Source organism: Acidobacteriota bacterium, assembly GCA_028874215.1.
GTDB lineage: Bacteria > Acidobacteriota > UBA6911 > RPQK01 > JAJDTT01 > JAJDTT01.
Genome location: JAPPLF010000088.1, coordinates 1 through 22,286, shown reverse-complemented (window position 1 = coordinate 22,286; position 22,286 = coordinate 1). Strand labels below are relative to the sequence as shown.

Annotated in this window: 14 protein-coding genes; 5 read left to right on the top strand and 9 right to left on the bottom strand. The window is 60.2% G+C overall.

Annotated elements, in window-relative coordinates:
• Positions 1–147: 147 nt before the first annotated feature.
• Entirely contained in the window at positions 148–942 is a 795-nt protein-coding gene (locus tag OXT71_17660; GenBank protein MDE2928219.1) for a fumarylacetoacetate hydrolase family protein, read from the bottom strand.
• A gap of 127 nt (positions 943–1,069) precedes the next feature.
• Here OXT71_17660 and OXT71_17655 point away from each other — a divergent pair, with 127 nt between their 5' ends.
• Positions 1,070–1,960, top strand: a complete 891-nt coding sequence (locus OXT71_17655; protein ID MDE2928218.1) for a phytanoyl-CoA dioxygenase family protein — start codon at positions 1,070–1,072, stop codon at positions 1,958–1,960.
• Positions 1,961–2,014: 54 nt separating this feature from the next.
• Here OXT71_17655 and OXT71_17650 read toward each other — a convergent pair whose 3' ends face one another.
• From OXT71_17650 to OXT71_17640, 3 genes are all read right to left on the bottom strand, one after another.
• Positions 2,015–3,454, bottom strand: a complete 1,440-nt coding sequence (locus OXT71_17650; protein MDE2928217.1) for a spondin domain-containing protein — start codon at positions 3,452–3,454, stop codon at positions 2,015–2,017.
• Positions 3,455–3,542: 88 nt separating this feature from the next.
• Positions 3,543–4,709 (bottom strand): family 10 glycosylhydrolase, encoded by a 1,167-nt coding sequence (locus tag OXT71_17645; GenBank protein ID MDE2928216.1) that lies wholly within the window; start codon positions 4,707–4,709, stop codon positions 3,543–3,545.
• 89 nt (positions 4,710–4,798) lie between these two features.
• Entirely contained in the window at positions 4,799–6,583 is a 1,785-nt protein-coding gene (locus tag OXT71_17640) for a family 10 glycosylhydrolase (protein ID MDE2928215.1), read from the bottom strand.
• Between the two features lie 178 nt (positions 6,584–6,761).
• Here OXT71_17640 and OXT71_17635 point away from each other — a divergent pair, with 178 nt between their 5' ends.
• The 4 genes from OXT71_17635 (at position 6,762) to OXT71_17620 (ending at position 14,461) form a co-directional block, all read left to right on the top strand.
• Positions 6,762–8,456, top strand: coding sequence for a TldD/PmbA family protein (locus OXT71_17635; GenBank protein ID MDE2928214.1), 1,695 nt, complete (start codon positions 6,762–6,764; stop codon positions 8,454–8,456).
• Between the two features lie 182 nt (positions 8,457–8,638).
• Positions 8,639–10,336 (top strand): metallopeptidase TldD-related protein, encoded by a 1,698-nt coding sequence (locus tag OXT71_17630; protein MDE2928213.1) that lies wholly within the window; start codon positions 8,639–8,641, stop codon positions 10,334–10,336.
• A gap of 97 nt (positions 10,337–10,433) precedes the next feature.
• Entirely contained in the window at positions 10,434–13,013 is a 2,580-nt protein-coding gene (locus OXT71_17625) for a PSD1 and planctomycete cytochrome C domain-containing protein (GenBank protein ID MDE2928212.1), read from the top strand.
• 2 nt (positions 13,014–13,015) lie between these two features.
• Positions 13,016–14,461: a DUF1501 domain-containing protein gene (locus tag OXT71_17620; protein MDE2928211.1), complete on the top strand. Its 1,446-nt coding sequence runs from the start codon at positions 13,016–13,018 to the stop codon at positions 14,459–14,461.
• A 132-nt stretch (positions 14,462–14,593) separates the two neighbouring features.
• Here OXT71_17620 and OXT71_17615 read toward each other — a convergent pair whose 3' ends face one another.
• The 5 genes from OXT71_17615 to OXT71_17595 form a co-directional block, all read right to left on the bottom strand.
• Positions 14,594–15,679 (bottom strand): tyrosine-type recombinase/integrase, encoded by a 1,086-nt coding sequence (locus tag OXT71_17615; GenBank protein MDE2928210.1) that lies wholly within the window; start codon positions 15,677–15,679, stop codon positions 14,594–14,596.
• Between the two features lie 442 nt (positions 15,680–16,121).
• Positions 16,122–16,622: a hypothetical protein gene (locus OXT71_17610; GenBank protein MDE2928209.1), complete on the bottom strand. Its 501-nt coding sequence runs from the start codon at positions 16,620–16,622 to the stop codon at positions 16,122–16,124.
• Between the two features lie 112 nt (positions 16,623–16,734).
• Complete coding sequence (locus OXT71_17605; protein MDE2928208.1) at positions 16,735–19,653, bottom strand: hypothetical protein; 2,919 nt, start codon at positions 19,651–19,653, stop codon at positions 16,735–16,737.
• A gap of 584 nt (positions 19,654–20,237) precedes the next feature.
• Positions 20,238–22,031 carry a hypothetical protein gene (locus OXT71_17600; protein MDE2928207.1) on the bottom strand — a complete coding sequence of 598 codons (1,794 nt, stop codon included), beginning with the start codon at positions 22,029–22,031 and terminating at the stop codon, positions 20,238–20,240.
• Positions 22,032–22,106: 75 nt separating this feature from the next.
• Positions 22,107–22,286: hypothetical protein (locus OXT71_17595; GenBank protein MDE2928206.1), on the bottom strand; the 180-nt coding region annotated here is incomplete at its 5' end.

The following is a 22,286-nucleotide window of genomic DNA, read 5'->3' as shown; positions in this document are numbered from 1 at the left end:
ATTTGTTTTACCAGCGGGCCCTCCTCGCCTCGCGGTCAACGGTGGAGAACGTAGAGTCGTCTGAGCAGGTTTCGGCTCCGGATCGGGAGAGGATCGTGCTGAAACTTCAGCACCTGGGAGTCTGCGCCCGTCCCTGTGCTGGATCGCTTATCGAAAGTGCGCGCTGATCTTTCCCAGCCCGTCGATATCGACTTGCACGAGATCGTTTCGTTGGATCCAGTGGGTCTGAACGAGGCTTCCCAACAACACGAACTCGCCGGCCCTCAAGTAGCTCCCGCGCGTTTCCAGGGAGTTGGCCAACCAGGCGAGCGCTTCAAGGGGGTGACCCAGGATGTCGGCTCCCCGTCCGCTACCGAGATGCTCGCCGTTCACGGACATGGACCCAACAATGCCCTGCAAGTCGATTGAGGACCATTCGGTCACCGGTTCACCCAGCACACAGGCGGAGCCAAAGAAATCGTCGGCGATCAGTGTTGCCGTATCGATCGACGAATAGTCGACCCAGCGGTCGTCGACAACTTCGATCGCAGCCATCACCGATTCCACTGATGGCGCGATCGTCTCCCTGTCGTGGAGGCGACCCACCGAATTGAGGTCTCGACCCAGGGCGACCGCCAACTCGCATTCCACGCCCACATGCAGAAAGCTGTCGTGTGCGAACAGTCCGGATACCCGCCTGACTGTTGAACCGAAAACTCCTCCGGAACAGGGATTGTCGATTCCCAGGTACTTCTGCATGACGGCCGTCGTACAGCCGATCTTGTAACCGACCCGAGGCCCCAGGTCTGTGCGTATAAATCGGGAGTGCAACAGCTCCTGGATGGCGTAGGCCTCGGCCTCGCTCCCGGGCCGGAGCGGGTCGGGCAACCGGCCCATTCGCTTGAGCTCCAGTCTCCCCACGCTCAGCAGATCGGCAGCCTGTTCCATCAAATCGACTGTCACCTTCGAAATGCTCCGGTTCAGAAGGGGCAATTAGCTGAAAATCCTGAGCGAACGATACAGTAGAAGTATACTGAGTTGGCGAATCGCGAGGAACAAATCCACGGGTTGGAAAACGGGATCAGAGGTCATGAAAACAGCACGCATTGACGACCGGGACTGGAGCGCTTTGAACCGGGGCGAGCAGCTCTACCAGATCGAGGTGGAAGGCTACCTGCTCATGCCCAACATGTTGTCGCCCGATGAGGTGCGGCAGCTCAAGTCGGAGACGGCGCGCCTGGAGACCTTTCCCATGCCCTACAGCGTGCACCAGCGGGACCGGATGCTGCAGCCGGGGCACAACCCCTATCCGGGCTCCGACTGGGAGCCCTATCGCTTCGGCAGCCAGGGGGGCGCCATCACGGACCTCGTCGCCCATGAGCCCATGGTGGCATTCCTGGAAAGGATGTTCGGGGACGAGATCGTCTTCATGACCTACCTGTACGCCCGGTCCGAGCCGGGGCACCCGGGCATCAGCCTCCACACCGACGGGCAACCTTACGGATCGGAGATCTTCGGCTACGAGTGCAGTTGCCCGGTCATGGTCAAGGTCCTCTACTACCTGGACGACCTGACCCCCGATGTCTCGCCCTTCAGCGTTCTCCCCCGGTCCCATCTCTCCCTCCACCATCAGGCCAACCCCTACCAGCGTTACCGCGATCATCCGGACCTGGTGATGGTCACCGCGACGGCCGGATCGGCCCTGGTCCTGCATCCCCGCGTCTTCCATGGCACCTACGCCAACGTGGGACAGCGATCCCGGGAGATGTTGCAACTGGGATACCGTCCCGCCTGGTCCGGTCCCATCCGGGAAAAGGTTCCGGCCTGGGACCCCGCGGAACTGGACCTGTTGCCACCCCGGGTGCGGCGTCTGTTCAAGGACCGGAACGCCTGCAAGTTCCGGGACGACGGCGATCACAAACCGGCCGACATGGCCAATTCCGCCGACTGGATCAGCCCGGGCCGCTGGGACTGGAAGTAGATCCCTCCGAAGCGAATCGGGATCACCTCGGACACGCCCGAGTCGGCCAGACCCTTATTCTTGAATTCGGCTGAAGGTGAAGGTTCCCAGGCGGGCCGCCGTCCGGCCGTTTCCGAGGGGAGGTTCCGTGATCCTTCGAATCGGCCGCGGCGGATTTGTAGGTGCGTTGGCAGAGTTGAAGGTCACTCCGCTATCGGTCCCGGCGTCGTAGGGGAAGAGCTCAAGCGTCCTTCCCTCGACCCAATCCCCCGATTCGAGGAGATTCAAGTCACGCACGCCCACGAACCAGTCGGGGCTGGGGGCGATCATGGAGACCAGCGTTACCAGCGGAAAGTCCCGGCTGATCTCGAATTCCAAGGAAACCAATCCGGGCGACCTGCCGATCCCGCCGCCCCGGATGACGCGTTCGGCGGTTCCGGCCTGGATGGCGGCCCGGACTTCATTCGCCAGAATACTCTGGCCGCCGGTCTCGGCCATGCTCTTGATCCCCGGAGTTGCGTTCTGTCCGGTCTCCCAAAATTTAACCTGGTCGTTGTGAGTCCCTCCGATCAGTCCCGAGAAATGAGGCGCGGACGGGAACTGGTTCGGATGGGTGGTGGCGCTCCAGGTGGCGTTGAAGAGAACCCGGTACCGCGCCGTGGCCGAAATTGCGGGTTTTTCGGGCGGCGTGCCGGGGAGGATTGCGGCCGGGACTCCGGTCAGATGAAACCGTCCTCCCTCCAGCAGCCGCTGTCGCAGCGCCACCAGGTGAAACGGGTCGTGCGATTCGCAGAGAATCGAACCGATGAACTCCCCTTGACCCGCGTGATCGGGAAAAAACTCGCTGGCGAACCGGGCGCCCTCCGCCTCCACCGGAATCGTGTCCAGCGACTCGCCATCTTCATCGAACAGCGTCATTTGGAACGGCTCCGGCTCATCTCCGGTAGTCCCCGCGTCGCGGGGGCGGCGAAAGGCGATGCCAGTGTCGGTCGACGTCGACGGAGACACCTCGACCGGGATGCTCACACGGTGGGCCGCGGGTGACGCCGCCACCCCCACCATGTCCACCAACTCGTCCTCCAGCCAATATTCGAGGAAGAAGGTCACGGCCAGATCGGTTGCTGATGAACCGTTCCCGCCCTCGATCTGGAATACGCCGGACCAGATGGGCGACCCGGCCGGAGCCGCCAGGACGTGGCGCATGGTGGCCTGAGGCTGCAGGACCAACGGAGCCCCGTCGCTGCCGGTGCGATCGACCCCGTTGTGCATCCAGGACCGGCCCGACCCGGAACCGAAATCGGGCAGCCGCATCGAGCCCTCCCACGGCTGGTCCGTGGGATTGGTGGTCAAGACCACGACCTGGAAGCCTCCGCCCACCACCAGATGGGGATAGACCACCGGTTCGGAATCTTGCGCCCAGGTGGGGATTCCGAAAACCAGAAGGACCACGGGGAGGATCCTGTTGGCCAGGGGAGTGATCATGACGTGCGCAAGCTCACGAGATGCATATCGCATACAAATAAATATTACTCAAAAATTCGTCCTCAGGGTGGAACCCCGGCAAGAGAGGGCCGGGTTCCCGCCTCGTCGAGTGAAATCCCGTCTATCCCTCCAGATTCAGTGCTTCGATGGTCCAGGTGATGAGACGTCCCCGCTTGTCGAAGGAAAATCGCTCCCCCAGGTTCCCGGTAGTGAAGACGAAGCCGTCGAACCCGGCGAGACGAGCCAATCCCTCAAGTTGCTCCCCGTCCGGTTCCCTCCGGTTCAGATCGACTCCCGCCCCCAGGTGAAGACGGCACCCCGCCCGGCGGCAGACCGGTCCGTAGACCCGGGCCAGATCCTGTTCCAGAGGATTCAGTCCGATCCCGTCCTCGCCGTTCGTCAGGTACCCATAGCCGGAAAGCCCCTCCGTCAACTGCCGCCCGCTGATGACGTTCACCACCAATTCGTCCACCAGCCCGTCCCGGACCCACTTCTGCCAATTCAGGTGCAAATTGCCATACGGGGGACCCAGATAACTTCCCCGCGGGATGGCCAGTGAGAGCCGCCGTCCGGCGGGATGGAGCAGATCCTTTACTTCCGACAGGAATCGGCTCAGCGACTCGCCCCGCAGCCTCCGCCAGGATTCCAGATCGAAGTCGCTTTGGAGGATGTCCACACCATACCGCCGCCGGTATTCCTCCACGACCGGGCGATTGAAGCCGAACTGGTCGCCGTAAGCCGCCGGCAGCACGTAGGAACGGGTGCAGAGATGGAGCCCGTCGGCCGGAGCTTCCGCCAACAGATCGCGGAGCATTTCGAGACGGTACCGGCGCACCTCCGGGTAGGAGTAGCAGAGCACTCCCCAGTGGCGCTCCTTTCCGGAGCGGTCTACCTCGACAAACTCGGGATGGGCTGCGGAAAAACGGCTCTGATACGGGTATGGCGTCCCCCGGGGACGGTAGAGCAGATCCCGGGGAAGTCCCTCATCCAGGAAGGGAATATAGAGGTAGGCCTGCGCTCCCGCCGCATGAGTCACCTCGACGAAATCGGTCACGTCCCGAATCCGGGAAGCAGCCAGCGTCTCCCAGAAGCGGGACCAACCCCGGGAAACCTCCGGGTCGTCCGCGCGCTGGTTGCAGTACCGCTGAATGAACCAGTGGTCCACGCGCCAGTAGAACCGGCGGACCCCGAAGCGCTCCCTCCAATAGGCGACTGCAGCAGCCAACCGCTCCCGGCTGTCCAGGCGGGCCTCCCCCTGCCCATACTCCAGATGGTCCGGCCAATGCACGCGAAAAATAATTTCCTTCGGCATACGCGCTGTGAGGGAAAGGAGCGTTGGATCCAGCCAGTGTTTTTTGGCGCCCGGCGAGACAGACGTTACTCCGCAATAAACGTCATCTCCCAATCTCCGATCTTCTTGAGCCGGCTGCCGGACATTCGGATGGGAGGCTCTCCCGATTCGACCCAGGCCTCCAGTTCCTCGACATGACCCAGGCGCCTTAAATCGGGGAGCGAAGTGCCGTGGCCCCAGAAATAGGCCGAGTGGGCGTCGAACTCGGGACCCCAGACCTTGGCCGTATCCCAGAAGACCAGCGACTCGACCCCCAGGGCGTAGAGCTGGAGAGCCTTGCGCCGGTACTGCTCGGCATTCAGATGCCGGGGCATGATGTTGAACGTCACCGTGCACGACGTCCCCCGGGTCAGGTCCAGCCAGTAACGGACGTCGGCCGGATCCTCCCAGGCCAGTTCCCAACTGTAGAGACCCTCCGCCGAAGTGTAGGGAACGACGGTGTCCACCAGGCCTTCCCGAATCCACCGCTCCACGTCCAGACCCCAGTAGAGGTTCTCGTCCCGCCGACCGAAGACCCAGACCGACAGCTTCTTGGCTCGGCCCTGTTCCATGGCCACCCGATCCAGCATCCGTCTCAGGTCCCGGACGAATTCGGTCATCACGGCGGCCCGGTGGTTCAGCCAGCGCGGGTCCCTCTCCTCCAGCTGCCGGGGGTCCTGGCCGTATTTCTCCTGGAAGCTCTTCACCAAGGGTTCTTCGTACTCCACGTAGGGCGGGCGCCGATTGAACAGGGGACAGATTCCATCCACCGGATAGTTGGCCATCTCCCGAAACAGCGACACCAGGTAGCCGCGGGTCTCGGGATAGCTCAGGGAAATCCGCGGCGCTCGGCTGCCATCCCGCCGGACCGCCCTCAACTCGGGATATTTCTCGTAGAAACCTCCCTGGTTCATCTCCTCGAATGGCGGAGAGAAATGAAACGGACCCATCCCCTCGGCGAACCGGTAGGAAGCGTGAAACTCCATCCCCAGCTCGTGGGCATGGTCCACGGCGATTCGGAGCGGGTCGATCCCCTTTTGGACGTACTCGGTCCAGTTTTCCACGAGTCGCCGATATTCGAAGAGGGAGTAGTCGTCGATCTGCAGGTGGCGGGTGGTGCACATGCGTCCGATCCGGGTGAAATACGCGCAGAGGTCCCCGGCGCCCGCTTCCCAGTAGATGCTGCCGAAGTCGGTGTCCCGGTAGCTCTCCAGCAGATCCCGGACCGTGCCCGGCTCGCTGTCGACCACGATTCCCGTCCCCACGTCCTGGGTGGCCACGAGACGTTTCCGGTCCGTCCGCCTGCGGTCAGCCTGCAGAGTCTCGACCTCCTCCGTTTCCAAGGGCACCAGCTTGATGTAGGCGATCCAGACGTTCTCGCTGGTGCTGCGCCCGGTTTCCCCCGCTGGGACCTGCTCCCGGCAGAGTTGCTTGAAGCGGATTCCCTGACCGGTCAGGTCCGCCGCCTTCCAGTAGACGTCCCGGACCGCCTGTCCGCTCTCCATGGCGGGAGCCGGAAGAAAGACCAGGGAAAACGCCGGGTCATCGTCCATCCGGGTCCACACCCGCTGTCCCCGAAAAGGGCGGAACGGCGTGTTGTACAACCCGATGTAGATGTCGTGCCAGCCTCGGACCTCGAGGGGGTACCGCACTTCCGCCGCCGCCGTCTCGGGACCCGCCCGCAGGAAGACACCTCGGAAATGCTCCGCCTCGTAGTCGATCAGCCGCCAGCACGCCCGCTTGCCGACTCGGCTCAGGGACGAATCGGGCTGGCACCGGTTCAGATCGGTGAAATAAATGGGGTCGTTTTTCCGTGCGGGTCCAGCGGGCATTTAGGGATTCTCCTTGACGGTCGAGTCCGGAAATGATTCCAGGTGAAAAATAAATGAACGCTTATGGTAACGGTGTCGTCAATAAATCAAGAAGCTTGAGCTAGCCACAACGACTCTTCCAGCTCAGTCGACGCCTTCGTCACGGATGTCCGATTCCCGCGCACACGGAGGATGTGGGATGAACCTGCCCAACAGACGACCCGTCATTTCAGCTACTGCGGCTGCGGCTGCGGCAATCATCCTGGCGGCCACGCCGGTCCATGGCGCCACTCCGGTCCTGGACGCCATGAAGGAAGAGCTTCAACGCTCGGTCAAGCTCCTATCCCAACAACCGACTCCTGTCTACTACCTCAGCTTCGAAGTCACTGAAGACCGGAGAACGATACTGAGAGCCTCCTTCGGACACGTCGCCGGCAACTTCGAGAACACGCGGCGCCTGCTGGACATCGACCTCCGTGTCGGTAGCCCTGACCTGGACAATACTCACCCGATCCGCGGCGACTTCTTCGCCAACATGCCCGATTTTTCCATGGTTGAGGTGCCATTGGAGGACCTGGACGCGCTTCGGAAGATCCTTTGGTACGAGACGGACAAGAAATACAAGAAAGCCAGCGAGCAGTTGACCAAGGTCAAGGCCAATGTACAGGTCAAAGTGAAAGAGGAGGATCAAGCGGGAGATTTCTCGGCGGAGTCGCCTGAAAGTTGGTCCGAAGACCGTGCATCCGTGACCATCGACCGGGCATTGTGGGAAGAAAAGCTCCGCAGGTACACGGCCCCCTTTTCAGGTTCCGGCCACATCTACTCGGCCGACGCAACCCTTTCGGCCAACGCCGAGACCCGCTGGTACGTGAACAGCGAAGGATCCCGGATCCGGACCTCGCAGACCTACTATCGACTGATGATCTCGGCCATCACCAAAGCCGAGGATGGGATGGAGCTGCCCCGATACGAATCGTTTTTCTCCTTCACCCCCGACGGGCTCCCGGACGACAGCGCCGTGCTCAGCGCTGTGGATGACATGATCCGCGATCTCGAAGCGCTCAAAGCGGCCCCCGTCGTCGCTCCCTATACCGGCCCCGCCATCCTGTCGGGCCGGGCCAGCGCCGTGTTCTTTCACGAGATCCTGGGCCATCGGGTGGAAGGACACCGGCACAAGGAAGAAGACGACGCCCAGACCTTCAAGGAAATGGTGAATCAGAAGGTTCTGCCCGAGACCTTTTCGGTCATCTTCGATCCGACGGTCAAGCGAATTGAATCGACGGATCTGGTCGGCTCCTACCGCTACGACAATCAGGGAGTGAAGTCTAGGCGAGTTCCGGTCATCGAGAACGGGATTCTGAAGCGATTCCTCATGTCCCGAAAACCGGTCGAGGGCTTCTCGAAATCGAACGGCCACGGCCGCAAACAGGCGGGATTGCCTCCGGTCGCGCGTCAATCGAATCTGTTCGTTGAGGTGACCGAGTCCCATACGCGCGAAGAGCTCAAGGCCCGATTGATCGACTTGATCAAGGAGTCTGACAAACCGTTCGGACTCTACTTCGAAGACGTCCAGGGCGGTTTCACTTTCACGGGAAGAATGATTCCCAACGCCTTCAACGTCCTGCCGATCATGGTCTACCGGATTTTTCCCGACGGACGCGAGGAGTTGGTTCGCGGCGTCGACCTGATCGGCACGCCGCTGACGACCTTCAGCAAGATCGCCGCTGCGGACAACCAGCTTGAGGCCTTCAACGGAATCTGTGGAGCAGAGTCGGGCGGCGTGCCTGTGGCCGGCATCTCACCCGCGGTTCTGGTCTCCCAGATCGAGGTGCAGAAGAAGGAAAAATCTCAGGAGCGAACTCCAATTCTCCCCGCCCCCGTGGACTCGAGATAGCCGCCGGAGCGGCAACGAGGAGCGCAGCGAAAATGAAAACCTCGACAAAAAGATGCACCGATCGAAATGTGGATCTCCCCTGCCATCCAAAAAGAGTTCCCATGAAATTCGGCCGCCTCCAGATACTCGCGTTCATTTTCTTTTTGGCCTGTCCGTCGCTCCTGGCACAGGAAAGCGTCCTCATGAAGGCGTTGCGAGACGAACTCGGACGGACAATGGAGAAGCTTCAATTGGAGGATATGGAGAGGCCCTATTTCGTCGCCTACTGGGTTCAGGAGACGAATAGTCTACGGATCGAAGCCAGTCTGGGTGGACTGCTCGGCAACAGAAAGGCCTCCAACCGTTATCTGTCCGTCCAGTTGAGAGTCGGTGACCACAGCTTCGACAACACCAACTTTCTCGATACCGCAGGGTTCCGATCCCGAGTCATCCGGGCTGGAGGCCCCATCTACCTGCCTCTCGAAGACGACTACGGCGAACTGAGACGGCAGATTTGGCTCGCTACCGACGGCGCCTACAAGCAGGCGGTTCAACGCCTCGCCAGGAAGCGCGCGGTTCTTCAGAACAAGACTCGGGTTGAAGAGGTGGGCGATTTCAGTCAGGAGGAACCGGTTGAGTTCAGGGACTCGCGTCCCGCTGTGAAACTGGCCGAGCCCGCCCAGGTGGAGGCGGCGGTCAAGGAGCTGTCGTCTCTTTTCAAGGAAGCGCCCCACGTCTTTGCTTCGAACGTACGGGCCGAACTCCTCAATACGACGACATATTTCGTCAACAGCGAGGGGTCCTCGTATATCAAGAGCGAGCCTTCGGTCTCGATTCGTGTTCTGGCGGAGACCCAGGCCTCAGACGGAGCGGAACTGGCAGACTTCGTGGTTGCCTACGGACGTTCCTGGGAAGATCTTCCCCGCCGTGCGGAGTTGGAGAAGAAAATCCGGGAGATGGCCACTCACCTGGGCCGTTTGCGGGATGCGGAGACCGTCGACCTCTACAGTGGGCCGGTCCTGTTCGAAGGGCAGGCGGCGGCCGAACTGGTGAACCAGGGTCTGGGGCCCAAGCTTCTGGCTCAGAGAACTCCCATGCTGGACGATCCCAGACGGGAACAGTTCTTCCAACTGGCCCGGAATCCCTTCCAGGACAAGCTGGGCGCCCGCGTTCTCCCTCGATTTCTCTCGGTCGTCGACAATCCGACTGCCGCGACGTTTGGGGAGATTCCTCTTCTGGGCGGATATCAGGTCGATGAGGAAGGGGTGAGATCGCGGGAAACGACCGTTATTCAGCGGGGAATCCTCAAGACGCTCCTGACGACCCGAAACCCCGTCAGAGGAATCCCCAAAAGCACGGGTCACCGGAGAAATATGGGACCGTCCCCGTCGAATCTGTTCGTACAGGCCCGGAATGCCATGAGTGGTGACGAGATCAAGCAAGAACTTCTAAGTCTCGTGCAGGAACGGGGACTCGATTACGGGATCATCGTGCGCAGGATGGGAAACCCGAACCTGAAACTGTCCAGGAACCGGCGCGCTCCACTGATGATGCGGGGAGCCATGAGGGAACCACAAGTCGAACCGGCCATTTTGGCGTACAAGTTGCTGCCGGACGGACGGGAAGAGCTGATTCAGAAGGTGGTCCTTTCGGGGTTCAGCGAGTCCAGCTTCAGAGACATCGTTGCGGCGTCGGACGTGCCCATGAAATACGACACTGAATATCAACGTCGTGCACGTGGATTCAGCATGCTTTTCGACTTCAGCGCCGGAGGCTCCTTTGGAACGCCTCTGGTGTCTCTGGTGACACCGTCTCTACTGTTCGAAGATCTGACCTTGAAGAGACCCACGGAGGCCATCCCCCGTCCGCCCGTGATTCCACCACCGGCTCGCGGCCAGTAACGCCTGCGTCCCAATCTCCGCTTCCGCGACACAGGAAGCCTCTTCCGCCGCCGCTGCCAAGCCCACCGGGCCCATGTACAATGGGAGCCGCATTGCCATGACCTGCAAATACCGCGTTCTCATTGTTTTCGGACTCCTCGGAGCCGGTTTCGGGATGGCCTCCCCTTCAGCGGCGGTCCCCGACCAATTGGCTCAAGAAGTCCGGTCTCTACTCGAGAACCACTGCGTCCAGTGTCACGGTCCCTCGCAGCAACTGAACGGCCTCCGTCTGGACAGCCGGGAGGGCGCGATTGAAGGGGGCTACTCGGGACCCTCTCTGGTCTTGGGCGACGGGGGCGCCAGCGCCCTGATCCGGCGACTGACCAGCGACGACCCCACTGCTCGCATGCCCCTGGCGGCGCCTCCCCTCCATCCGGATCAGATCAAGGTGCTGACCCGTTGGATCGACCAGGGAGCCCCGTGGCCCCGGGGCACGATGGTTCGATCCGACTCGGATTCAGTCTTTCCAAAGCAGGACCGGCACTGGTCGTTCCGCCCCATCGACCGGCCCAGGACCCTGCCGGAATCCCCCAAACCCTGGGACCGGTCCCCGATTGATTCGTTGATCCGAAACCGTCTTGAGCAGGAAGGGGTGGCCCCCTCCCCCATGGCCCCCAAGGAGACCCTGATCCGAAGGGTCAGCCTGGATCTGACTGGCCTCCTGCCCAGCGTCGAGGAAGTGGAGGCGTTCCTGGCAGATGAACGGCCCGACGCCTATGAGCGCTTGGTGGACCGGCTCCTGGCATCGCCCCGTTACGGCGAGAAATGGGCCCGCCACTGGCTGGATCTAGCCCGCTACGCCGACAGCGACGGCTACGAGAAGGACCTGCTCCGTCCCCACGCCTGGCGCTGGCGGCAGTGGGTGATCCAGGCCCTGAACCGGGACCTTTCCTTCGACGAGTTCACCATCGAGCAGTTGGCCGGCGACCTGCTGCCGGAGGCATCCGTGGAACAACGGGTCGCCACCGGATTCCTGCGCAGCGGCCTCAAGAACCGGGAAGCGGGCGTGCCTCGAGGCCAGGTCCGGTTCGAGGAGACGGTGGACCAGACCAACACCATGGGCACGGTCTGGCTGGGCCTGACCCTGGGTTGCGCCCAGTGTCACGACCACAAGTACGATCCCTTGAGCCAGAAGGAGTACTACCAGTTCCTGGCCTTCTTCAATCAGACCCAGGCCCGGGAGATGGACGCACCGCTCCCCGGAGAAATGGAGCCCTACCTGGAAGAGTTCCCCCGCTACCGCCAGCAGAGAAAAGAGCTTCTGGACAACGGCGAGATCTCGATTCCCCGGCTGCAGGCGCGATGGGAGACCATGCTCCTGGAGGCGGCGGAGCACCCGGGAAAACACTTGGACTGGGACGACATTCTCCGAGGCGCCATTCTCAACGAGCTGGACCGGGCCCTTGAGTTGTTTCGTTCGGGTCCCGCGGGCCGCACCTGGCGGGAAAACGACCGCGTGACCCACTATTTCTTCAAATACACCGGTCCGGAAATCGCCAGGGACGAGGCCCTGAGCGAGAAGCTGAAGGACCTGAAGGGGAAGCTGGCCGAGCTGGAAACCTCCTTCCCCGACGTGACACGGGCCTATGTGATCCAGGACATGCGGGCCGCCACCCATATCGCCCTGCGCGGGGACTACCGGGCTCCCGGTGTCCAGGTCCAACCCGGTACGCCCGCGTGGTTGCCCTCCTTCCACAACGGTATGGAGCCACCCCGTCTGCGGTTGGCCCGGTGGCTCGTGGATGAGGACAATCCCCTGACCGCCCGGGTCGCCGCCAATCGATTCTGGCAGGAACTGTTCGGCAGCGGCCTGGTGAGGACCCCGGAGGATTACGGGATCCAGGGATCCAAGCCCTCCCATCCGGCTCTTCTGGACTGGCTGGGTTCCGAATTCATGCGCCAGGAGTGGAGCCGGAAGCAAATGCTGCGCCGGTTGGTGACCTCGGCCACCTACCGTCAGGCCTCCCGGGTCGAAAGGAATTCAGAGGAGATGGATCCGGAGAACGTCCTGCTGGCCCGTCAGAGCCGGCTGCGCCTCTCCGCCGAGTTGATCCGCGACGCCGCATTGTCGGCCGCCGGCGTGCTGGATTCGCGAGTCGGCGGCAAGAGCGTTCGTCCCCCTCAGCCCGACTGGGTCTCCGAGATCACCTACGGCAAGTCCGACTGGGAGTCCAGTTCCGGTGCGGACCGCTTCCGGCGCGGGCTCTATGTGCTGTTCAAGAGAAGCGCCCCGTATCCCCAGATGGTGAATTTCGACGCTCCCGACGCCAGCGCCACCGTCTGCCGCCGGGACCGCTCCAACACGGCGCTCCAGGCCCTGAACCTGCTCAACGATCCCGTCTTCCTGGAAGCCGCCCGGTTCCTGGCGGTGCGCACGCTCCGAGAGGCGCCGCCCCGCTGGGAAGACCGCCTCCATCTCATCTACCATCTCTGCTTGAGCCGGGAACCCGGTCCCGCGGAACTCCGCCGTTTCCGTCGGTTCTTTGAGCGCCAGAGGGCGATTTTCCAGGAGGAACCGGAGTCGGTGAAAGACCTTGCGGCCGGGTCCGGCTCCGATCTGGATTCTCTGCAGGTGGCGTTGTGGACCACCGCAGCCAGGGCCGTGTTGAACCTGGACGAGTTCATCACCCGGGAATAGAGATGACTCCCTTTCAACTTCGTGAACTTCAAGGCCGGCGGGACTTCCTGCAGAACTGCGCCTCCGGAATCGGCGTCATGGCCCTGGCCGACCTTCTCACCCTGGACGGACTGACCGCCGCTCCCACTCCAGGCGGCCCGCTTCAACCGGCGGCGCCCCACTTCGCGCCCAAGGCCAAGAACTTCATCTTCATGTTCATGGAGGGTGGCCCCAGCCAGTACGAGCTCTTCGATCACAAACCGGCCCTGGACCAATACCACGGCAGCCCGCTTCCCAAGTCGCAGACCGAAGGACTGGAATTCGCCTTCATCCAGCCTTCGGCGTCGATCCTGGCCAGCTCCGTCCCCTTCCGGCGCTACGGCCAATGCGGCATGGAGCTCTCGGAGCTGATTCCCCACATCGGCTCCTGCGCCGACGACATCTGCCTGGTCCGCTCCATGCACACCGACTCCTTCAACCATCACCCGGGACAACTGCTGCTCTTCACCGGAACCATTCAGATGGGCCGTCCCAGCCTCGGCGCCTGGATCTCCTACGGCCTGGGGAGCGAGTCCCGCAACCTCCCCGGATTCGTGGTCCTGACTTCCGGCCCGGGAGGCACCAGCGGCGGGTCCACCAATTTCGCCAGCGGATTTCTTCCCTCCCACTACCAGGGAACGGTCTTTCGCCAGTCGGGCGATCCGATTCTCTACCTGGGCAACCCGCCCGGCGTCAGCCGCTCGACCCAGAGGGCGTCGCTGGACCTGATCCGGGATCTGAACCGGCAACATGGGGAGTCCACCGGAGACGCCGAGATCGCCTCCCGCATCTCCAACTACGAGCTGGCGTTCCGCATGCAGACGGCGGCTCCGGAGCTGACCGATCTCTCCACCGAACCGGCCGGGATCCGGGAACTCTATGGCCTCGACCGCACGGACAAGGCCGAGCGCCAGTTTGCGGCCAACTGCGTGCTGGCCCGGCGCATGGTGGAGCGGGGCGTCCGTTTCGTCCTGATGATGGACCACGGCTGGGACGACCACACCGAGATCAACAAGAAGATCCCCAAACGCACCCGCAAGATCGACCGGCCTACGGCGGCCCTGCTCAAGGACCTGAAGCAGCGGGGCCTGCTGGAGGAGACCCTGGTGGTCTGGGGCGGCGAGTTCGGGCGGACACCCATGGTGGAATTGAGGCGGCCAGAGGACGCCAGCTACGCGGGCCGAGATCACCAGCCTTCCGCCTACAGCCTCTGGATGGCCGGCGGGGGAATCCAGGGGGGCCAGGTGGTGGGGCGAACCGACGACTTCGGGATCCGGATCGAGGAAGACCCGATCCACGTCCACGACCTGCAGGCCACCCTGCTGCACTGCCTCGGCCTGGACCACACCCGGCTCACCTACCGCTACATGGGCCGAGAGTTCCGCCTCACCGACGTGGCCGGCCGGGTGATGGAGAAACTGTTGGTGTAGACGTTCTGAGATTTGGGAGGGGACCTTCCTGTCCCTCCGAGGCAGTGGGGATAGGAAATCCGTCACTCGGCCCAAATGATCTACGATCTATATCCTTTATTATCAACAGTTTATCCCAATTATCCCCTCCATTCATTGTTCCTTGATTCCTACCCGTTGCCTGTTTGTTGCCTGTTGCGTTTGTGAGTCTTCGTTAGCCTGTGCCTCTCGAATGCTCTGGAGCGCATGCGAACTGACGTACCCTGCGTAGCGCATCGTCGTGCTGATCGCAGAGTGCCCCATCAGCTTCTGCACCGTCCTCACGTCCACACCCTGCATGAGCCAATGACTGCACCGGAATCGCCTCAGATCGTGAAACCCGACCTTCAATCCCACCCGCTCGGCAGCACGATGTAGAGACTTGTCGGGATTCACCCATCTCGTCCCTGTCCGGCTGTTGACGAACACGTATGGAGTGCTCAGGTAACGAACCAGCCCCGCCAGGTATCCGGCGGCGTACTTCGAGAGCGGAATCTCTCGCGGCTCGTCGTCCTTGGTGAACTCCACCCACAACATCCGGCGGGCCAAGTCCACCCGGCTCCAAGTGAGCGACAATGCCTCTCCCTTGCGAATCCCCGTCTCGCCGATCACTGCGATCATGGCTTGCAGGTAAGGGTTGTCCATCGCCTCGACCAGGTCGCGGAACTGTTGAACCGTCAAGGGCCGGAAGACCTTCTTGGGTTCCTTGAGTTTGGGGAATCTCACCAGTGGGTGCGTGTCCACTTCCCCGCACTCCAGCGCGTAGGAAAACAGCTTGCTGAGGGCCGCAATGTCGCGGTTCACCGTGGCGGGCTGGACCTGTCCCTTCCGTTTCGCGACATAGCGGTGGAGGTCCTTGCGCTGGAATTCCTTCAGAGGAATGTTCCCCAGCATGGCGTTGAGGCTCTTGAACGAAAGCGCGTAGCGGCGCAAGCAGCGCAGACGAGGTTTGCAATACTCCTCGAAAAAACGCTCGTAGAAACTGCGGACCGTCCAGATTTTTCGGTTACCACCGGCGAGTTCCCGCTTGAGCTGCTTCCAGGTGCCGTCCAGGATGCTGGACTCGATTCGTGTTTGAAGCGCTTGTGCGCTCCGGTAGTTGGGGGCGTACATTCGGAGCCGACCGGATCCGTTCGGCCAGTACTTGCTGACGACATACCGCCGTCTCCCCCGGCGATCCTTCACCTTGTAGATGCCCATGCATCTCCTCCTTTCTGGATCCGGGTTCTTCGCCGTGGGGCGAATCGTACCACGGCTCCAGAGAATCGACATCGCCGTTCAAGTCCTCCAAGGCGAAGACCGGGCGGCGGGATCTACCGCCAGTTTGGGATGAATCCCTCTACGGCGGATGGCAAAACAGACTGGCAGTGAGCATGAAGCGAAAGAAAGAGTCTCAGCTAGTCACGATCGAGGACTTCTACCGGCGCTGCCTCCAGGGGACAAGGCCCCGGTTGGGACAGGTCGCCTCCAGGCACGGGTCGCGGGTCGGGACGTGGCGGAGCTTCGGCAGTAGAAAGCGGGCGACGCTCTGGGACCGTCTCAGATCCAGAAAAAGGGGATTATTGGATCCTGTTACTGATGGCAGATTTTCGCCCCTACCGGGCTTGGCGTGTCCTGTGAAAGCGAACAGACACCAAGAAACTCAGTCGAGTTCATAGACATCACGTTTGCCTGGAACCCAAGGCACATCCGAAAACCTATCGAGGATCTGGGTACAGAGTTTTGCCTCTGCCGCGTACCCAGCTGGCTCATTCTGGTTCGCTAGGATCAGTTGAACCAAGCGGACGAGGTGCGGTAGGTGCCTCCACTCGGTGACCTCGTGGCGCAGCCATTCAAGCCAGAGCACATGAACCTCGTCAATTGAGTTTTTGCCATCGAACGGCAGCCTAGCTTGGCCGCAGTTACTCCGGTAACGCCACGCCGCGGCCAAGAGATCGTGAGCGGCTTGAAGTGTTCGGTGATCGAATCTCTCAAAAGTACCCCACGTAGGATGATCAACATCGTCCAGAAGTAATCGGGCGAAGTGTGTGTACCGGTTACACAGGGTAACGATGATCGAAAGTGCCTCTCCATACACATCGTGCTGTTTCATCGCCACCTGTTGATTGGTATCACCTGCAAAACAAGCTCCTCCGACAATCACTATTCTCTTCCTGATTCCGAATCCAAATCGGGCATTGGAAGACGAACCACATCGGTTGCCCACCGCATGTACCGATCTTTCGTGATCCTTCCGCCGCTAACTCTCAGACCCTTCATTCACTGGAAATTGGCCAATACAGGCCACGGTGTTTGCTCGGCTGGGTGTGTTTTCCACCATGGACGGATGGCTCAGCACACCATTGAAGACGTAGTCTGGCAAGTGGTTCGAGGATATCCTCGGGCAGTCCTAGCAATTCCACGAGCACGGCGCGGTCAAGGCTCTTTCGGGTGTCGTCTCGATATGCTTCGTTCGCGGGGAGCAAGGCGCGTTGTTGGAATTGACCCAATAATTTTGCCGCCGTATCGAGTTGAGCATCCGACAGCCTTCGGGGATCAAGCACGAAAAGGTCAGGTAGCGCGGAAATCGTTAAACGCGTTCGGCCCTGCTGCTGCCGCGTCCCCGCCCACCAGAACGACATCAATCCAAGCGTCCCGTTTGCCCAGAGCACGATAGGAGCCTCCCAACGCTTTCGATCCAGGCTGAAGTTGGGCCAAGCAGTTCCACCGAGCGTCCGGCCGGGGGTAAGGCACGCAGCGAGACTTTGGGAGTTAAGCCGGAAGTCACGATTGAAATGCAGTCGGGTGGCGGACCGCCAGACCCTTACGGCTGCGTCCTCGCATCCATCTCGCACCTCACCCTCAGTGTCCGGAGCGACGAAAAGACACCGTTCCCGTTTTGCACTGTGTCTCCAAAGAACAGGGTAGCTGGGAATGCCGATGATTGGAACGATGTTGAAGGGGCCACGCCCCTCTCCCGCGATGTCACGATCCAAAAGGCCACGTTCTCCAAGAGCACCCAAAGTGCTGGTGGCCACGGGCAGGGGCTGGCTGTACTGGGGGAGGTGCAGTGTCCCAGCCGACAAAAGTGTCAGGGTCTTGGCAAGGGACGGCTGGCGTAGTCCAACGCAGCCCCCTTCGGTTATCGGTGCACGAACGTAGCTTCCGATTTGGTTGACTCCGATGGTGATCCGACCAGCGGAGGAATGTTTGGGAATTTGGCCAATTGCGCTGGCGATTTCAGCGGCTTCGAGAAGATTCTGAGGCCTCCGGTACAGGTTGATAAACAGAATGGGAGCACGGTTGATTGAGGGAGCAGCTTTTCCAGTGCTCGTTCGATTGGCAACGACGAGGGCTTCAGCAATTCCCGTGTCTGCTGAGAACGCACGATCATGGGAGCCGCTCGTCGCAATGGTGACAATGACGATGTCCGAGTAGTAGTCCGCGAGTAAGTTTCGAGCGTTGGTCCATGAAACGCCTTGCGCAAAAGTGATCGGCAGTACGAAGGCGACGGTGCCACGAGGCTTGATTTTGGCATGGGCGAGATCGATGAAATTTGAGGCCAAGCCCGCGTTGCCGTGTCCAGCGGGTGATATTCCGCATTTGAGAATTCGCTGACGAATCTTCTTGAGACGGTCGGACATCGCACGTTGTTCCCGGTCACTGGTCTCGAAGCCAGCGAATGAAGGGATGGGAATGGTGGCCGATTCATGATTCGTGGGTCGAGTGAAAGGCGGGTTCATGATCGCAAGGTCGAGAGATCCATGGGGCAAGACCGCATCCTGATCTTGGATGTCGCCGCGTTTGCCATGCGCCCGACGTTGACCGGTAGCGAACAAAGCCTTGGTACTTGGCCGCACCGTTAGATCCAGTGACCCAATACAAGGACCGTCCGAATCGTTTCCGTAGGGCATTGTATAGATGCGCGTATCAGCGAAGGTGATGGTTGGATGGGCACTGGATAATTGAGATGCGGCCAAGTGAGTTGCGGCGGGCATGATGTCCGCCGCAATGAGAGAAAGTTCTATCATCCTCTTGTGAATATCCGCATCGTTACCTTCGGCCCGCCGGTAACGGGCGAGAATCGACTGATAGGCGGCGGAGAGCAACGTTCCGGTGCCGCACGACAGGTCAGCAATACGCAGGTTGGGATAAGCCTCGCGGTTGCTCCAATCGAAGTCAAGCCGGTCAATTGCCAATTCCGCGAGGAGTGTGGCGCTGGTGGGAAGCGTGTAGAAAGTCGCCAGGAACTTGCGATCCGCGATGAGCTTCTGAAACATCCTTCCGGAGAGATCGTGCATGGTCGCGATGCCAATGCCGGCGAGTTCTTCCGCTGTTTTGGCGAGGATATGGAGTATCCGATTTGCCGTCGGAGTCCGGATCGGTTCCAGAATGGTCGAAGCGATGTGGAAGATCGGCCAGTAGTTCACTTCGTTGAGGATGCGGTCCCAGCAGGCCAGCACAGCCGACTTTCTCGGTCGGCTGTCAATTCGGCTGCGCAGGTCATCGATCGAAGCGATGTCGTGAGTCCCTGCGACAGTTTCATGGAACGTAAGGGCGTTGGCGACGATCGTCATTGCCATCCGGATCGTCTGCTCGCCCGCGCCCTGATTGAGTGCACTGGCAATCCTTCGTGGCGGGTCTGGGAAGAGATTGGAGTCGTTGGCAAGTATATTGGCCGCAAAGGTGACACCTTGTGCGAAGATCTCTATGTATTGGTTGATCAGCCGCTCGGAAAGGGATGCATGTTCGATACATCGAGCAAGATCGTCTACGCCGCCGGAAAGCCAGCCGTCTTTGGGCCACCGAACAGGTGATGACGGGCTGCCGGAGAAAAGGCAGTACTCGAACGTTGCTCCAGCGATGCGTCTGGGAAGACTTTCTTGAGCACGCTGGAGATGACTCGGTATCCGCAGTGCAATGGTCTGCTCGATGCGGTCGCCTGAATCCCTGAGGGTAAGGCCGAGTCGATCGGTGGCGTCTTTCTCGACGGTGTTAGCCGGCAAGAACTCAGTCTCGACGACAACGGGCTGAGATGTCGTTGAACGAATGATGATGTCGGGCCGCAAAAGCGTACTCTCAACGACAACAGCGGTCTGCTCTACGCCAAGTAGCTTTTCCCAAAGAGGGTGCTTCTTACGTAGAATATCGGCTAGGGATGCGTTGAAGGCAGCTTCGGCGGTGTGTGGGGTCACCGGACTTCTCTCTAGCTGGTTACGTCATGTGACGTCCAGGATGTTTCAGCAGAACAGCGCACCGTGGAGCACATCCTGTCAGTTTCCCATAGGGGTCAGACCAAAAAAGGGGCACCCGATACCTCGATTTTCCGTCTCCGGCCCTCTTCCGATCTCGCTCCTTTTTAGATGGAGCGGATCTCGGCCGACAAAAGACGTTCTTGAAGTTTCAGAGTCGTTTTCAGCCCGATCCGCGAAAAAAGATCATCGTAGACGGTCTCTGTTGGCCTGAAAGGCCATCGCGAACGGTTAGGCATGGGTCCCGGCCCGTCGCCCAACTGGCGCCAGCCTTCCGGTGCACCCGGCTCGACACCTCCACGCGGATAACCTAGTGTGCCGCTTGGTAGTTGTATAGTTGCTAACGCCGAACCTCGATCTCCCGCGCCTCTTGGACCGGACACTTCACGGACTGACCAAGCGGGATGGAAACTTCGAATTAGAACCGACCACTTGCAAAATGGATACTCCCTGACTCGATGCGCCCGCTGGCACCACACCGTGGCGGATGCGGGTAGCTCCGGTGGACTGGCGAGGATCGGCAGTTGCTATCCACTGTCACCTTGCTGCCCGCAGTAGTGACTCCGCAAAGCCTGAAGCAGCAGATTAGCTCTGCCTAGAAGTTGTCGAAAGGCATCACGTTTTCTCAGCGACTGAATCCCCAGTTTTGAGGTGATCTTCTCGTAGCCTGATCCTTTCCGGTGGGCTGAACCAGTCGAACGGAGAGTCTGGAGGGTTCTTAGGAACTGTACAAGCTCTTGGCAATGAGGAAACCGTGTCGCTTCCAGAAATCCCTCAAGTTTTCTGATTCCCTTGGCGCCCTTCTCCAAGCCGGTTGCTCTCGCCTTCAATTCTCTTTCGTTCAACGAGTCTACAAGGAGCTTTGTCAGCCGGCCAATCTGCTCGTCGAACTCACCTTGGGAGTTCGTAACCGGAGCATGAATCGTCTTCAGGAGATGGTCGTCGCCGACCGTGGGTGTCCGAAATAGTGGCCATCCGTGTATTTCTGCCCACTCAGTCATGAGGTCTGAGTACTCACGGCGAAACACCAAATCGGGTGCTTCTGCGTCCGCAAACTCAGCCAAGATATTTCGACGGTAGTACGTCTTGCTCACTCCCCCCTCTGGCGGGACATTGAACTGACGCCAGTGCAGTCTTTCCTCATATGGGAGGTCGCGACCGAGATCACCTAGCCACACGACAACGTGTGAGTCGAGGTCATTGTCGATCCGACAACTCCATAGACCCAGGCACTTGAGCTGACCATCCGAGACGCTATACCGATCATGTTCTGAGTAGTATTTGTCGAGGACTTCACGGCGGAAATAGACAGGCGTCAAGTAGTGGAAAGCTCCAGAGTTCGCACCAGAGTGGTTGCTCAGTTTGTCAGGGTCTGAGGTGTTCTCAACTTCATTTCCGTCCTGATCCATACCGACGATGAAACTCACATCCTGTTTCTTGTCGTTCTCGTTGAAGGACCACACATCCGCCGCCTCTGGGAGAGGCGGCGCAAGAATCGTCTTGCCGATGAGAAGGGAAAAGGTTTTGAATCCTTCCCCTGAATCCAATTCGTAGTTGGCAACGGTTCGGTGACAGCGAAAGGAGCTGCTGACTACCTCCCTTCGTCGCTCCTTTTCTGGCACTTCGCTGAGCGGGATCTTAGAAAACCGTGTGGAATCGATGTAAACAGCCAGATAGAGACCCGTCCCCGCCTGAAACTGACGAAGGTATTTCAACTGCGCTTGAACTTTATTCGGCGTGATTCGGACTACCTCAATTTCCCGACCGGAGGTGTCAAAGGACAGAAGAAGTCCACGATTATGGTCTGCCGCTAGATTGTGGAAAAGACGGAATTCTTCGGCGATTTCTACATACGTCTGAAAAGCCCCCTCGAACGAACGATGTAGGACAAGGGGCCGAATACCGGGGCAACCGCCGAATCGCTCATAGGTGTCTATCTTCTCTCCGGCGATCCAACTCTGACTGACGCCTGGCATGCCAGCACCAATCGTAAGGTCCCAGTAGTCGCAACTCATAGCCTTGACAGCGGCTTCGTCATCCAACAAGGCACACCACACTCCGAAACGATGAGTATGAGCATCGTCGCTGAGGTATAGCGTCTGCCACGGTTTCGTTCCGATCCTCGGGAGTGTGTCCTCAATCACGTCACGCTGAAGAAGGTCATGTTTGTCTAACTCCATCTTGTCCTTCCCCTCTGGCTTCGAGTAGAAGCTTTTCCCCCTTTTTCCTGTGGTGCGGTCCACCATCATACTGGAAAATCTCCAGGGGACTTCGTCATTGTCAGGCTCGCGGTTTCCTCCTCGTTTTCCTCGTTCTTCCATTTCGCTTCTACGGCTCCCGGCCCATGCGCGATGCTTTCGGTACACTCGCCCGTCCATAACAGCGTGAACTTCGGCTCAGTCAAAAAGTGCCAGACGTCGCATCTCGGCGACTGTTTCCATGGCCGCCAACACGCAGTACCAACTGTCGAGTCGAATCACCAAAGGCGCGCTCCAACCCCAAGCGCTCATGCAATCCAAAGGCCTTCCCGCAGGGATGATTGAGACGGGAGCGACCCCCCCCAGGGGGTGTTGCGC

What these genes read in the sequence shown, in the direction of transcription:
- OXT71_17655 (MDE2928218.1), top strand. Translation starts at nt 1,070, where the DNA reads ATGAAAACAGCACGCATTGACGACCGGGACTGGAGCGCTTTGAACCGG.
- OXT71_17650 (MDE2928217.1), bottom strand. Translation starts at nt 3,454, where the DNA reads ATGCGATATGCATCTCGTGAGCTTGCGCACGTCATGATCACTCCCCTG.
- OXT71_17640 (MDE2928215.1), bottom strand. Translation starts at nt 6,583, where the DNA reads ATGCCCGCTGGACCCGCACGGAAAAACGACCCCATTTATTTCACCGAT.
- OXT71_17635 (MDE2928214.1), top strand. Translation starts at nt 6,762, where the DNA reads ATGAACCTGCCCAACAGACGACCCGTCATTTCAGCTACTGCGGCTGCG.
- OXT71_17630 (MDE2928213.1), top strand. Translation starts at nt 8,639, where the DNA reads ATGAAGGCGTTGCGAGACGAACTCGGACGGACAATGGAGAAGCTTCAA.
- OXT71_17625 (MDE2928212.1), top strand. Translation starts at nt 10,434, where the DNA reads ATGACCTGCAAATACCGCGTTCTCATTGTTTTCGGACTCCTCGGAGCC.
- OXT71_17620 (MDE2928211.1), top strand. Translation starts at nt 13,016, where the DNA reads ATGACTCCCTTTCAACTTCGTGAACTTCAAGGCCGGCGGGACTTCCTG.
- OXT71_17615 (MDE2928210.1), bottom strand. Translation starts at nt 15,679, where the DNA reads ATGGGCATCTACAAGGTGAAGGATCGCCGGGGGAGACGGCGGTATGTC.
- OXT71_17600 (MDE2928207.1), bottom strand. Translation starts at nt 22,031, where the DNA reads ATGGAAGAACGAGGAAAACGAGGAGGAAACCGCGAGCCTGACAATGAC.